Origin of the sequence: Kribbella sp. NPDC050470, assembly GCF_044458365.1 — a bacterium.
Classification (GTDB): Bacteria; Actinomycetota; Actinomycetes; order Propionibacteriales; family Kribbellaceae; genus Kribbella.
In genome coordinates, this window is record NZ_JBITHV010000016.1 from 12,504 (window position 1) to 26,080 (window position 13,577).

12 protein-coding genes are annotated in these 13,577 nt (G+C 70.1%); 4 read left to right on the forward strand and 8 right to left on the reverse strand.

Annotated features, from left to right (window positions below; translation table 11 throughout):
• Positions 1-79: 79 nt before the first annotated feature.
• Positions 80-1,513: an adenosylhomocysteinase gene (ahcY, locus tag ACIBGM_RS39725; RefSeq protein ID WP_360521682.1), complete on the reverse strand. Its 1,434-nt coding sequence runs from the start codon at positions 1,511-1,513 to the stop codon at positions 80-82.
• Positions 1,514-1,632: 119 nt separating this feature from the next.
• Here ahcY and ACIBGM_RS39730 point away from each other — a divergent pair, with 119 nt between their 5' ends.
• Positions 1,633-1,992 (forward strand): MerR family transcriptional regulator, encoded by a 360-nt coding sequence (locus ACIBGM_RS39730; RefSeq protein ID WP_360521686.1) that lies wholly within the window; start codon positions 1,633-1,635, stop codon positions 1,990-1,992.
• A 118-nt stretch (positions 1,993-2,110) separates the two neighbouring features.
• Here ACIBGM_RS39730 and ACIBGM_RS39735 read toward each other — a convergent pair whose 3' ends face one another.
• The 5 genes from ACIBGM_RS39735 to ACIBGM_RS39755 are packed head-to-tail and all read right to left on the reverse strand — an operon-like array spanning position 2,111 to position 6,924.
• Complete coding sequence (locus ACIBGM_RS39735; protein ID WP_360521689.1) at positions 2,111-3,070, reverse strand: cation diffusion facilitator family transporter; 960 nt, start codon at positions 3,068-3,070, stop codon at positions 2,111-2,113.
• A 28-nt stretch (positions 3,071-3,098) separates the two neighbouring features.
• Positions 3,099-4,271: a mannose-6-phosphate isomerase, class I gene (gene manA / locus ACIBGM_RS39740; RefSeq protein WP_396388497.1), complete on the reverse strand. Its 1,173-nt coding sequence runs from the start codon at positions 4,269-4,271 to the stop codon at positions 3,099-3,101.
• The gene (locus ACIBGM_RS39745) at positions 4,265-5,341 is read right to left on the reverse strand and encodes an SIS domain-containing protein (protein WP_360521695.1); all 1,077 of its coding nucleotides are present in this window, start codon (positions 5,339-5,341) and stop codon (positions 4,265-4,267) included. The genes manA and ACIBGM_RS39745 overlap by 7 nt, the downstream gene beginning before the upstream one ends.
• The gene (locus ACIBGM_RS39750) at positions 5,341-5,538 is read right to left on the reverse strand and encodes a Trm112 family protein (protein ID WP_360521698.1); all 198 of its coding nucleotides are present in this window, start codon (positions 5,536-5,538) and stop codon (positions 5,341-5,343) included. Before ACIBGM_RS39750 ends, ACIBGM_RS39745 begins: the two co-directional genes overlap by 1 nt.
• Positions 5,539-6,924, reverse strand: a complete 1,386-nt coding sequence (locus tag ACIBGM_RS39755) for a phosphomannomutase/phosphoglucomutase (RefSeq protein WP_396388498.1) — start codon at positions 6,922-6,924, stop codon at positions 5,539-5,541.
• A gap of 122 nt (positions 6,925-7,046) precedes the next feature.
• On the opposite strand from ACIBGM_RS39755, the gene ACIBGM_RS39760 reads away from it, so the two are divergent.
• The 3 genes from ACIBGM_RS39760 to ACIBGM_RS39770 all read left to right on the forward strand — a co-directional run bounded on the left by ACIBGM_RS39760 (position 7,047) and on the right by ACIBGM_RS39770 (position 11,702).
• Positions 7,047-10,148 carry an FtsX-like permease family protein gene (locus ACIBGM_RS39760; protein WP_396388499.1) on the forward strand — a complete coding sequence of 1,034 codons (3,102 nt, stop codon included), beginning with the start codon at positions 7,047-7,049 and terminating at the stop codon, positions 10,146-10,148.
• Between the two features lie 70 nt (positions 10,149-10,218).
• Positions 10,219-11,058: an ABC transporter ATP-binding protein gene (locus ACIBGM_RS39765; protein WP_396388500.1), complete on the forward strand. Its 840-nt coding sequence runs from the start codon at positions 10,219-10,221 to the stop codon at positions 11,056-11,058.
• Positions 11,055-11,702, forward strand: a complete 648-nt coding sequence (locus tag ACIBGM_RS39770; protein WP_396388501.1) for an ABC transporter ATP-binding protein — start codon at positions 11,055-11,057, stop codon at positions 11,700-11,702. Before ACIBGM_RS39765 ends, ACIBGM_RS39770 begins: the two co-directional genes overlap by 4 nt.
• 31 nt (positions 11,703-11,733) lie before the next feature.
• Here the strand turns inward: ACIBGM_RS39770 and ACIBGM_RS39775 are convergent, their stop codons facing one another.
• Together ACIBGM_RS39775 and ACIBGM_RS39780 are read right to left on the reverse strand one after the other, a co-directional pair.
• Positions 11,734-12,489: a ThuA domain-containing protein gene (locus ACIBGM_RS39775; protein ID WP_360521713.1), complete on the reverse strand. Its 756-nt coding sequence runs from the start codon at positions 12,487-12,489 to the stop codon at positions 11,734-11,736.
• Positions 12,482-13,558, reverse strand: coding sequence for a Gfo/Idh/MocA family protein (locus ACIBGM_RS39780; RefSeq protein WP_396388502.1), 1,077 nt, complete (start codon positions 13,556-13,558; stop codon positions 12,482-12,484). Before ACIBGM_RS39780 ends, ACIBGM_RS39775 begins: the two co-directional genes overlap by 8 nt.
• Between the last annotated feature and the right edge of the window lie 19 nt (positions 13,559-13,577).

A 13,577-nucleotide genomic window follows, 5' to 3' on the forward strand; every position in this document is an offset into this window, starting at 1 on the left:
CCCCCGCCGTAACCTCGGCCACCCACAACGGAAAGGCGCCCCACCGGCCGGTGGGGCGCCTGTCTGGCGTACTGAAAACTCAGTAGCGGTAGTGGTCTGACTTGTACGGGCCTTCGACGGGGACGCCGAGGTAGTTGGCCTGCTCCTTGGTGAGCTCGGTGAGCTTCACGCCCAGGGCATCGAGGTGGAGGCGGGCGACCATCTCGTCGAGGTGCTTGGGCAGGACGTAGACCTCGGTCGGGTAGTCGGCGGTCTTCACGAAGAGCTCGATCTGGGCGAGGACCTGGTTGGTGAAGGAGTTCGACATCACGAACGACGGGTGCCCGGTGGCGTTGCCGAGATTCAGCAGGCGGCCCTCGGACAGGACGATCACCGTGTGGCCGTCGGGGAAGCGGAACTCGTCCACCTGCGGCTTGATCGTGACCCGCTCGATGCCGTCCACCTTGTACAGGCCGGCCATGTCGATCTCGTTGTCGAAGTGGCCGATGTTGCCGACGATCGCCTGGTGCTTCATCGCCGCCATGTGGTCGGCGGTGATGACGTCCTTGTTGCCGGTGGTGGTGACGAAGATGTCGGCGGTCCCGACCACGTCGTCCACGGTGCTGACCTGGTAGCCGTCCATCGCCGCCTGCAGCGCGCAGATCGGGTCGATCTCGGTGACGATCACCCGGGCGCCCTGGCCGCGCAGCGACTCCGCGCAGCCCTTGCCGACGTCGCCGTACCCGCAGACGACCGCGACCTTGCCGCCGATCAGTACGTCGGTGGCCCGGTTGATGCCGTCGATCAGCGAGTGCCGGCAGCCGTACTTGTTGTCGAACTTCGACTTGGTCACCGAGTCGTTCACGTTGATCGCCGGGAACAGCAGCGCGCCGGCCTTGTGCATCTCGTACAGCCGGTGCACACCGGTGGTGGTCTCCTCGGTGACACCCTTGATGCCCTGGCCGATGGTCGTCCACAGCTGCGGGTCGTCCTGCAGCGTGCGGGTCAGCAGCTTGAGGACGACGGCGTACTCCTCGGAGTCCGCGGTCGACGGGTCCGGAACGGCGCCGGCCTTCTCGAACTCGGTGCCCTTGTGGACGAGCATGGTGGCGTCGCCGCCGTCGTCCAGGATCATGTTCGGGCCCTCACCGGGCCACCTGAGCGCCTGCTCGGTGCACCACCAGTACTCCTCCAGGGTCTCGCCCTTCCAGGCGAAGACCGGCACACCGGCCGGGTTCTCGGCGGTGCCCTCCGGGCCGACGACGACGGCCGCGGCGGCGTGGTCCTGGGTGGAGAAGATGTTGCAGGAGACCCAGCGCACCTCGGCCCCGAGGGCGACCAGCGTCTCGATCAGCACGGCGGTCTGGATCGTCATGTGCAGCGAGCCCATGATCTTCGCGCCGGCCAGCGGCTTGCTGTCGCCGTACTGCTTGCGCATCGCCATCAGGCCGGGCATCTCGTGCTCGGCCAGCCGGATCTCCTTGCGGCCGAACTCGGCCAGCCCGAGGTCCGCCACCTTGTAGTCGAAGGTCATACCGGTTCCGCTCCCCTGAAGACTGTGATTGCTTCCTGCCTGCCAGAGCCTAGAGGGCCCAGGCCCGGGGTTTGATCGGTGGGGGAGCGTTTCTGACACTGAAATGTCAGGATTGAGGTATGCGCATCACCGAGGCGGCCCGCCGGCTGGGCACCACTCCGCGGATGCTGCGGTACCGGGAGGCCCTCGGCCTGCTCCCCCGTTCCCGCTCCGCGCACACGGCCCAGCGCCAGTACGACGACCGCGACCTGGCCGCCGTACAGCTTGCGCTGGACCTGGAACGCCGGTACGACGTGACGCCGGCCGCGCTGGCGTTCGCACTCCGGGCCCTGGCCGAGCCGTCGGTCGCCGCGGACATCCGCAACCTCGGCTACCGCACCGGCCGCCTCACCGCTCCGCCGACCCGCTCGGAGATCGACCGCGAACGAGCCCTCCGCTGGCTCGGCCGCTCCGGCGTCCTCCCACCCGAACCCCGCTGACCCCGCCGCCTCGCGTTCGAGGGGATAACCCCTCGACTCGTGCCTTCTCCCCGCGTGCACGAGCAGGGAACCCTGCGTTCGCGGGGATATCCCCTCGAACGCCGGCCGCGGGGTGGGGTTAGTGGGAGGGGGCTTCGGGGACGGGGGGGCGTTCGGCGCGTTGGTAGCCCTCGACGTAGATGTCGGGCTCCAGGTAAACGTGGATCGACATCGGCTCGGCTTCCCGGATGGCGCGTTCGGCGGCGTCGATGGTCTGGGCCACCACGGACGCGTCGGTGGTCGGCTCGACGCCGACCTTGGCGGCGACCAGGACCTCCTCCGGACCCAGGTGCAGGGTCTTGATGTGGATCAGCCGCTGCACACCCGGGGTGTTCTCGATCGCGGCGACGATCTTCTGCTGCGACTCCCGGGTCGCGGACTCGCCGAGCAGCAGCGACTTCATCTCGATCGCCAGGAAGATCGCGACGCAGACCAGCAGCGCGCCGATCGCCATCGAGCCCAGGCCGTCGTACACACCGTTGCCGGTGGCAAGCGTCAGGACGACGCCGATCAGCGCCAGCACCAGGCCGGTGAGCGCGGCGAAGTCCTCCAGCAGGATGACCGGCAGTTCGGGCGAGCGGGCGTTGCGGATGAACCTGGCCCAGCCGACCGGCCCGCGGACCTTGTTCGCCTCGACGATCGCGGTCCGGAACGAGAACGTCTCCATGATGATCGCGGCCACCAGGACGACGACCGGGACCCACTTCCAGTCGTCGATCCCGTGCGGGTCGTGGATCTTGTGGTAGCCCTCGTACAGCGCGAACAGGCCACCGACGCTGAACAGCACGATCGCCACGATGAACGAGTAGACGTACCGCTCCCGGCCGAAGCCGAACTGGTGCAGTTCGTCGGCCTCCCGCTGGGCCCGCTTGCCGCCGACCAGCAGCAGCACCTGGTTGCCGGCGTCGGCGACCGAGTGGATCGCCTCGGCGAGCATCGATGCCGACTGGGTCAGGCCCCAGGCGGCGAACTTGGTGATCGCGATCCCGGTGTTCGCCAGCAGTGCCGCGACGACCGCCTTGGTTCCGCCACCAGCCATTTCTCCAGGTCCTCCAACAATCGGGTGATCAGCGCGCGGACACGACGAACGCCGTGCCGGAACCACGCAGGCTACAGGGTCCTTCGGGTCCCGCAGCGAACGCGGACTGACCGGCGGACAACATCACAGCGCCATCGGTGCCCTCGGCATCGACCTCGACACTCCCGGCCACACAGCAGACGATCCGCGGCCCCTCGCCGGTGACCGTTTGTTCACCGCCGTCCAGGTCGATTCGGCGGATGGCGTAGTACTCACAGCCGGTCTCGTACGACGAGACGCCGTCGCTCAGCGGGGTCGCCGTCAGCACCGGGTCGGCCAGTGGCTCGAAGTCGACCACCGAGACCAGTTCGGGTACGTCGATGTGCTTGCTGGTCAGGCCGCCGCGCAGCACGTTGTCGGAGTTCGCCATCACCTCGAACCCGAGCCCGTGCAGGTAGGCGTGTACGTTTCCGGCCGGCAGGTAGACGGCCTGGAACCGCTCCAGGCGGACCCGGTTCAGCAGCAGGGCGGCCAGTACGCCGGGGTCGTCCGGGAAGTCCGCGCACAGCTTGGCCAGCGCCTCCCGCTCCAGCTCGAAGGCCTGGCCGGCGTACTGCGCGATGGCCTCGCCGAGAGCGGCGACCAGCGGCCGGATGGTGTCCCGGTCGCTGCTCATGATCTGGGTGAACACGTCCTGCAGCTTGCCGTTGCGGAGCAGGTCGGTGCACTCCTCGAACCCGGCCGGCGCCAGCGCGTCGAGGAACGCGACCGTGGCCTCCAGCGGCCGGAACCCGACCAGCGCGTCGAACGGGCCGAGCGCGATCAGGATCTCCGGCTTCGGCCAGGCGTCCTTGTAGTTGCGGTCGGCAGCGTCGCGCGGGATCCCGGCGGCCTCGTCCCGCGCGTACCCGTCGATCGCCTGCTCCCGCGAGGGGTGGGCCTGGATCGACAACGGCTGTGCGGCCGCCAGCAGCTTGGCCAGGAACGGGAACCGGCCGTCGAACCGCTCAGCCGTCTCCGGCCCGAGTACGTCGGACGGCCCGGCGGAGACCACGTCGTACAGGGAGTCGCCCGAGGGCAGCACAGACGGCGCGGACTCGTGCGCGCCCATCCACATCTCCGCCTGCGGGCGGCCGTCCGGCTCCACCCCGGTCAACTCGGGGATCGCGGTCGGTGAGCCCCAGGCGTAGTCCCGGATGGTGTTCTGCAGCCGCACTACCACGCTGGGTCCTCCGAGGGGATTCCTGGTTCGGTGGGCTCGGCGTCGGTCGCAGTACCGTAGCGGCCGAGGCCGATGCCGAGGTAGGCCGCGGCGTAGCGGCCGTGCTGGGTCAGGGCGGCGTACCGGGCGATGTCGGTGCCGTCGGCCTGCGTGACGACGTGCACGCGGACGTCGTGGGCCTCCGCCTTCGCCTCCAGCTTGCGCCGGTGCTCGGCGACGCCCGCGTCCTCCACACCGTCGTCGAGGATGACCAGACCGGGCCGCAGCTCCTCCGGCTTGTCGAACGGGTCGGCGAACAGATCGCGCGGCGGCTGGTTGAGCACTGGCATCAGGTGCCCGGCGTCAGCGGCCAGGGCCGGCCGGCCACTCGCCAGCCGCAGGGCCTCCACCACACGACGCGCTGCACGCGCGGACAGCACGGAGCCACCCCAGACCAGCGGCAGCGCATCCGCCAGCATCAGGGCCAGGTCCTTGGCCGGGTTGGACGCGACGTCGTTGTTCGGCGAGCACTCGATGGCCACGTCATCCAGCAGCGCCGCAACCGCCTTGTGGTCGACCTCAGGACCGAGCTCCATCTGGTGCAGACCCTGCAGTACGGCGACAGCCGAAGCCAACTGGTCGTCGGACTGCGACGGCAGCCGGATGGCGTGCCGCGAGCCCGCGGAGGCCTGTGCGACCGGGGAGTCCGGCGGGCAGGCCACCATCAGACCGCAACCGCGGCGCTCCGCCTCCGAGGCGGCCGACACCGCGTCGGAGTCCTCGGTCAGGCCGCCCAGGACGATCACCAGGTCCAGCGGACCGGCCCAGCCCGGCAGACCGGGACCGGGCCAGGCGACGAACGGGACCGGGCAGACCGGCTCCAGGATGGCCCGGACCAACCGGGCGTCCCGGCCGGCCGCCAGCACCGCCCGCGGCCGGAAGCCGTCGGAGTCGACCTTGGACAGGGCCTCCTCGGCCGCTTCCAGCTCGGCCCGGACCCGGGCGCCGGCCATCGCCAGCCGCCGGAGCAGGTGGTCCGCCGCGCCGAGCGCGGCCGGGTCGTCCAGCCGCGAGTCGTCGAAGAAGCTCATCAGTTCTCCGCGACCTCTTTGGTGTCTCGCGCCTCGTCGATCAGCAGCACCGGGATGTCGTCGCGGACCGGGTAGGCCAGCGCGCAGGCGCCGTTCGTGCAGACCAGCTCGTTCGCCTCGTCGTCCACCCGGAACTCCGACCGGCACTTGGGGCAGACCAGGATGCTCAGCAGGTCCGGGTCCAGATTGACTGCCATTCAGTTCTCCTTCACCGATGCGCCGGTGATCAGCGCCAGTACCTCGTCGCGGACGCGTTCCATGGTGGGCCGGTCCGCAGCCTCGACGTTCAGCCGCAGCAACGGTTCCGTGTTCGACGCACGGACGTTGAACCACCACTGTCCCGCCGACACGGTCAGACCGTCCAGATGGTCAACGGTAATGCCGTCCCGGCCGCCGTAGGTGTCCTCGATCGCCGCCACCGTCGCGGCCGCGTCGTCGACCTTGTTGTTCAGCTCGCCGGACGCGACGTACCGCTCGTACTCCGCGAACAGCTCACTGGCCGGCTTGTCCTGCTCACCGAGCGCGGCCAGCACGTGCAGCGCGGCCAGCATGCCGGTGTCGGCCCGCCAGAAGTCCCGGAAGTAGTAGTGGGCGGAGTGCTCGCCGCCGAACACCGCGTCGGTCTCGGCCATCTTCTGCTTGATGTAGGAGTGCCCGACCCGGGACCGGACCGGCGTGCCGCCGTGCTCGGTGATCAGCTCCGGCACGGCCTTGGAGGTGATCAGGTTGTGGATGACGGCCGAGCCGGGGTGCTTGGCCAGCTCCCGGACCGCGACCGCGCCGGTGACCGCGCTCGGCGAGATCGGGTCGCCCTTCTCGTCCACCACGAAGCAGCGGTCCGCGTCGCCGTCGAAGGCCAGGCCGAGGTCGGCCCCGAGCTCGCGGACCTTGGCCTGCAGGTCGACCAGGTTCTTCGGGTCGAGCGGGTTCGCCTCGTGGTTCGGGAAGTTGCCGTCCAGCTCGAAGTACATCGGCACGATCGTGATCGGGCCGGAGGCGAACACGGCCGGCACGGTGTGGCCACCCATCCCGTTGCCGGCGTCGACAACGACTGTGAGCGGACGGCTGCCGCTCAGGTCGACCAGGTCGTGCAGGTGGTCGGCGTACGCGGTGAGCAGGTTCTTGCGGGTCACCTTGCCCGGCACGGAGCCGGTCGACGGGCCCTCGGTGAGCGCCTTGGCGACCAGGTCGGCGATGTCGCGCAGACCGGAGTCCGAGCCGACCGGGGCGGCGCCCGAGCGGCACAGCTTGATGCCGTTGTACTGCGCCGGGTTGTGGCTCGCGGTGAACATCGCGCCGGGCAGCTGCAGCCTGCCGGAGGCGAAGTAGAGCTGGTCGGTGGAGGCCAGGCCGATGTCGATCACGTCGGCGCCGGTGCTGGTCACCCCCTCGGCGAACGCCGCCGCCAGTCCCGGGCTGGACGGCCGCATGTCGTAGCCGACCACGACTGCCCCCGGAGACGAGAGGACGTCCAGGACCTCGACGAAGGCTGCCCCGGTCGCCCGGGCCACCGACTCGTCCAGCTGGTCCGGGACGACCCCTCGTACGTCGTACGCCTTGAAGATCGCAGCAACGTCAACCATGCGTGGACCCTATCCGCCCCGCCCGCAAAGCTGTATTTCAGGTGACGCTGCCCCCCTCGTTCCGTATCTTCGGCCCAGGTCACCGACCCGGGGTGGCATGGCGGCTGGGGGGGTGGCCAGTGATGTTCCTGCGGCAGGCTCTGCGGTACCGGTGGTCCCAAGCCCTGGTCCTGGCCGGCGTCAGCCTCTTGATCGGCACGTGCGCGGCGTTCGCGCCCTGGTTCGCCCGGGCGGTCGAGCAGACGGTCGCAACCGAGACGCTGACCCGTCAGTGGAACGCCGCGGCCTGGCAGCTGGATGCGACCCCGCCGACTGCGGTGTCCGGGCCGACCGATCCGACCCCGCCGGAGGACCTGGCCCAGCTCATCCCGGCGGACCTGAAGCCGTTGTTCACGCCGCCGTCGTACGGGATGACCGTCGGCGTGACGTGGGGTCTCGGCAAGGACAAGGCAACGATCGGAGGCCGACTGGTCTGGCGGGACGGGTACTGCGCCCAGCTCGAGGTGACCGCCGGCCGCTGCCCGACCAGCCCCGGTGAGGTAGTCGCATCGACCGCTGACGCGAAGAACTTCGGCGCCACGGTCGGGACGACGATCAAGGCCGAGACCAGCAGCTACACGGACAGCGGTCTCCGCGTGGTCGGGCTCTATCAGGCGGACGACGAGGCCACCTACTGGTTCGGCCGCGGACCGACCGGCCACTCGAGGCCGGCCAGCGAGAGCAGACCGGCGGAGGCCGACTTCCTGCTCACCGAACGCGAGACGTTCGCCGCCGGGAGATGGGGCTACCACTCGACGCTGGACACCCGCCCGCAGCCGGGAAGCGCGCGAGTCGACGACCTGGACCGCATCCGGCAGGTGACCGATCAGCTCGAAGCCCGGAACTCCGAGCTCAACCTCGACGCCAGGAACAACTCCGGGTTGATCGACGTCATCGACGGGATCCAGGCCGAGCGCCGGCAGGCCGGCACGATCATCCCGTTGGTGATGGTGCAGGTCGCTCTGTTCGGTGTGGTCGTACTGGGCCTGGCGCTGGCAGCGGTAGTCGACCAACGCCGCCCGGAACTGGCTGTCGCACGACTGCGCGGATCAGGTGCCGGCCGGATCGGCCGGACGCTCGCTGTGGAGCTGAGCGTGCCCGTCCTGATCGGTACGGCGATCGGCGTGGCCTCCGGCTTCGTCCTGCTCCTCGTGGTCCGTGCGGCCTGGCTCGGCGGAGCAGCGCCGCTCGAGGTGCCGTGGACCGTTCCCGCAGCGGCCGCCCTCGCGGCGCTGGCCGGGCTGGCGGTGGTCGCGCTGTCGATCCGTGCCGTCGTCCGCCAGCCGATCTCCAGCCTGCTCCGGCGCATCCCGCCCCGCCGACGGCACCGAGCCATCGGCCTGATCGATCTCACCGTCATCGTCCTCGCCTCGGCCGGCCTCCTAAGCGGGCTGACCAGTGGCGGACGCGGCCCCCTGCCTGTGCTGACTCCGACCTTGCTCGCTCTGGCGGCCGGCCTGGCGTTCGCCCACCTGCTGCTGCCAGCAGCCGGTTTGCTGAGCCGGCACGCGCTGCGCAAGGGACGACTCGGACTCGCCCTCGGCGCTCTGCAGGTGTCCCGGCACCCGGCCGTCACGCGACTCGTCGCCGTCGTCGCGGTCGCGACTGGCTTGGTGTCGTTCGCCGGTCAGGCCTCGTCGGTGGCTGACCGCAACCGGGAGACGCGGGCCGGCTACGAGACCGGCGCCGAGGCGGTCCTGGCAATGGACACGACCAACCTCGGCGATTTCACGGCAGCGGTCGACAAGGTCGACCCGGACCGGCGATGGCTGACCCCTGTCGTCCTTTCGCAACCGCCTTCCATCGAGAGCCTGCGCGCCGTACTGATCGAGCCGGACAGCTATCGGCGGATCGCGTTCCGCGGCAACGAGCTGACCGATGCCGAGGGGTTCGGCAACCTCCAGGCACCCACGGAGCCGAAAGCGATCGAGCTGAGCGGCGATCGGCTGATGGTGACCGCGAGCCTCGGCAAGATGACGCCGTACGTGCCGCCCTCCAATGAGGGTGTGCTGCCGCCGCCCGAGGAGCAGGCCAGATCCGTGGTCCTGCAGGCGACCGTGATCAATCAGCGCCGAGGTGCGCGCTACCTGGTGCAGTTCCCTCCGCTGGCGTTGCGCGCCGGCAAGCCGGTCCGGCTGAGTACGCCGATCGACTGCAAGCCGTCCTGCCACCTGATCCGGCTCGGGGTGGCCCGCGAGGTCGGTGACTCCGTGGGCGTCAAGGGCGACATCGCGATCAGCCAACTGGCGACCGACACGCAGCAGTCGGTACCGCTGGGTCGGGCGCAGGACTGGGTGAGCGGTCCGCAGACCGGAGCCGACAACCAGGGCACCATCGAGGCAGGCACGCTGCCGAACGGCCTGACTCTCAAGGTGGCCAGTGTCGGCGGCGACCAGAACCTGCAGTACGCCGCCATCCCTACGCCAGTCCCGGCGCTGGTGAGTCCGGACTTCGCCGTCAGCGAGGTCCAGACCGTGCCCGGCCTCGACGGGCTCTCGATCCCGATCCACAAGCTCGACAGCCTGCACACCCCGATGCCGCGGCACAGCGAGCGCGTCGCCGTCCTCGACCTGGAGACCGTACGGCGGCTCGGCGGCAGCGTCGACGACACCTCGACCGACTTCGAGCTCTGGCTGAACGCCGACGGGCTCGCCAACGTCGACAAGATCGTCGCGGACCTCACCGCGGCCGGGATCACTCCCACCATTGTCGATCGGCAGTCGGACCGCATCGCCGGGTACGGGCGGTCCGCCAGCGCGCTCGCGCTCCAGCTCACCCCGATCGTCGGACTCGCCAGCTGGGCCCTTGCGATCATCGTGCTGCTGCTGATGGGCGTCAGCTCCTGGCGGTCGCGGGCCCAGGACTACGCGAGTCTGCGGATCAACGGCGTACCGGCGACCACGACCGGCGGGGCGGCGCGCTGGGAGCACACCGGACCGGTCGCGCTGGCTGCGCTGCTCGGGTCGGCCTGCGGCGTTGTCGGCGCCCACATCGCACTACCGATGTTCCCGCTCTTCGCGGAGACCTCCGAGCCGTCGCCGGTGCCACTCGACCTGGCGATCAACTGGCCCGGAGCGGTGATTCTCTGGCTGGCCGGCACCGTGGTGCTGACCGCGACCACGCTGGTGCTGGGCACCACTGTGAACCGGCGGGCCGGCTACAGCCGGATTCGGGAGGACCTATGAGTGAGCGCAGCGAACTCATCAAAAAGCAGAGCATGCTCTCATCGGCGCCCGGAGCGAAGCGAGGACGCAGATGAGCGGACTCGCGATCAGCACGAGCGGCCTGGTCCACATCTACCGCAGCCAAGGCCATGACGTCGCTGCACTGTCGGGGATCGGCATCACTGTGCGGCCCGGAGAGCTTGTCGGACTGCTAGGCCCGTCAGGCGCCGGCAAGTCGACGCTGCTTCAGCTGTGCGGTGGTTTGCTGACGCCGAGCGCCGGGCGCCTACAGATCGGCGAGCACAACCTGGCCACGATGACCGAGCCCGAGCTCGACCGGATGCGCGCGCGGGACGTCGGCATCGTGTTGCAGGGCGCCGGACGCAACCTCGTTCCGTACCTGTCCCCGATCGACAACGTCCGGTACGCACAGCGCGCCGCTTCTCGCGATCCGTCCCTGCCGAAGCCGGAGGAAGTGCTCGAGCTGGTCGGCCTGACCGACCAGGCCCGGAGCCCGTTGCCGTCGCTCACGCCCGGGCAGATCCAGCTCTGCGCAGTGGCAGTGGGGATCGCGACCTTCCCCGGTCTGCTGCTGGCCGACGAGCCGACCAGCCAGCTTGACCACCGCGCCCGCGACGAGGTCCTGGCCGCGATCTCGACCATCAACGAGAGCACCGGCATGACAGTGCTGCTGATCACCCACGACCCCGAGGTCGCCGCGGTGCTCCCCCGGACCATCACCATCCGGGATGGCCGGATCGCGTCCGAAGGGCGCAGCGGCGAGGAGTTCGCGGTCGTCGCCACCGACGGGTCCTTGCCGCTGCCGCCGCACGTCGCCGAGCTGTTGCCCCCTGGCACCCTGCTCCGGGTCACCACCACCGAGGCCGGCGAGGTTCGCCTGAGCCCGATCCAGCAAGAAGGACAGTCGTGATCACGGTCACCAACCTCACCGTCGCGTACGACGATCTGATCGCCGTGGCGGACGTGTCCCTGCGTGTGCCGCCCGGGTTCGTCCTCGCGGTCAGCGGGCCGTCCGGAGCCGGGAAGAGCTCGCTGCTCTGGGCGATCGCCGGCGCGGTTCCGGCGAAGTCCGGCACGGTCGAGGTGGACGGCCTCACGATCAGCGACCGGCCGGCGGCCGCGGGGCACGGCGTCGTACTGATCCCGCAGGGCAACGGCCTGGCCCGGGTGCTGACCGCGCGGGAGAATCTCGCCCTGCCACTGCTTGCCAAACGCAACGAACCGGAAACGGTCGACCGCGCCGTCGATCAGGCGCTGGCCGACGTCGGGCTGCAGGACAGCGGCGACCACCTGGTCGAGGAGCTGTCCGGCGGCGAGCAGCAACGCGTCGCCGTCGCCCGCGGGCTGGCCCAGCAGGGCCGCGTCATCCTGGCCGACGAGTCGACCAGCGAACTCGACGGCACGAACCGGGAGCGAGTCCTCGACCTGCTGCGCCGCGAGGCCCGGCGCGGGGCGGCGGTGGTCATCGCCACCCACGACCCGAACGTCGCAGCCGGCGCCGACGGCCACGCCACCATGGACGAAGGCCACCTGACCTGGCAGCGGCGCCTCTGAGGCTCAGAGGCGCCGCTCGATTGCAGGTGTCTCAGGCGTTGTCGAACCAGCCCGGGTGCTTCCGGTGGTGGACCTCCGGGAGTTGTCGCGGGCTCGTCGGAGCCGCCCAGCCCACCGCGTTGGCGATGATCTGCTGGACCTCCGGCTGGTGGTACGTCGGGTACTCCTGGTCGCCGGGGCGGAAGTAGAAGACCCGGCCCTGGCCGCGCCGGTAGCAGCAGCCGGAGCGGAACACCTCGCCGCCGGAGAACGAGCTCACGAACACCAGCTCGTCCGGCTGCGGGATGTCGAACAGCTCGCCGTACATCTCCTCGCGCTCGATCACCAGCGGGTGCGGGACGCCCTGGGCGATCGGGTGGCCGGCGGCCACGGTCCAGAGCAGCTCGCGGTCGTTGTCGGACCGCCAGTCGAGCGAGCAGGTGGTGCCCATCAGCCGGATGAAGATCTTGCTGAAGTGCGCCGAGTGCAGCGCGATCAGGCCCATCCCGGACAGCACGTGCCGCTGCACCCGCTCGACGACCGCGTCGTCAACGTCACCGTGCGCGGCGTGCCCCCACCAGGTGAGTACGTCGGTCTCGGCCAGCACCTCCTCGGTCAGGCCGTGCTCGGGCTGCTGCAGCCAGGCCGTCCGGACCACCACGTTGTCGCCGAGCTTGGCGCGCACGGCGGCCGCGATCGTCTCGTGCATGGTGTCCGGGTAGACCTTCTGCACCGAGGCGTCGCGCTGGTCGTGCACGTTCTCGCCCCAGACGGTGACGCGGATCGGACCTCGAGCTGACTCAGTCATGGAGAACAACCTCTCGTCCCGCCTTCGCCGAGGCGTAGCAGGCGTCGATGACCTCGGTCCGCAGCAGCGCCTCGGACCCGTTGTGTGCGGCCCAGTCGCCGCTCTGGACGATCCGGACGAACTCCTGGACCACCGCGCGGTGGCCGAGCCCGGCGCCGGTCGCCGGCTTCACCTCGGCCGGCACGCCGCCGACGTCGGTGAAGATGCGCAGGGTGTCGACGGTCGTGTAGTTCTGCACCTCGATCTTGGCGCCGCCGTCGGTGCCGAACAGCTCGATCCCGAAGTTGTCGCCGGGGGCGCGGTAGGTCGCCCAGCTGGTCTCCAGCTGCAGCGCGCCGCCGCCCTGCAGCCGCAGGTACGCGGTGGCCAGGTCCTCCACCTCGAACGCGGACCCGAGGGTGTTCGCGTTCGGCACGGTGCTGCCCTTGCCACGCGGGCCGAGCTCGGCGAACGTGTTCGCGCTCACCGTGGTCACCTGCGGCTCGCCCAGCAGGTGCAGGGCCAGATCCAGGATGTGTACGCCGAGGTCGATCAGCGGACCGCCACCGGACAGCTCGCGGTTGGTGAACCAGCCGCCCATGCCCGGGATGCCGTTGCGGCGCATCCAGTGCGCCTTGGCGTAGTAGACCCGGCCCAGCTGGCCCTCGTCGATCTGGTGCTTCAGCGCCGCGACGTCGCCGCGCTCACGGTGGTTGAAGATGACCTTCAGCACCTTGCCGGCCTTCTTCGAGGCCTCGACCATCGCAGTGCCCTCGGCGACCGTGCGGGCCAGCGGCTTCTCGCAGAGGACGTGCAGGCCCTTCTCGAGCGCCTTCAGGGCGATCGGGGCGTGCAGCTGGGTCGGCGTGCCGATGCTGACCGCTTCCAGGCCCTCGGTCTCGAGCAGGTCCTCCCACTTCTCGTACAGGTGCGGGACGTGGTGCTTCTCGCCGAGGCTGGTCAGCGTGTCCTTCTCCAGGCCGGCCAGCGCCAGCACCTCGACGTCCGGCAGCTCGGAGAAGGCCTCCAGCGCCGTCCGCCCGGCGAAGCCCAGGCCGACCACTCCGACGCGCAGTTTTTGATCGTTCACACGCACGATCCTCTCGAAT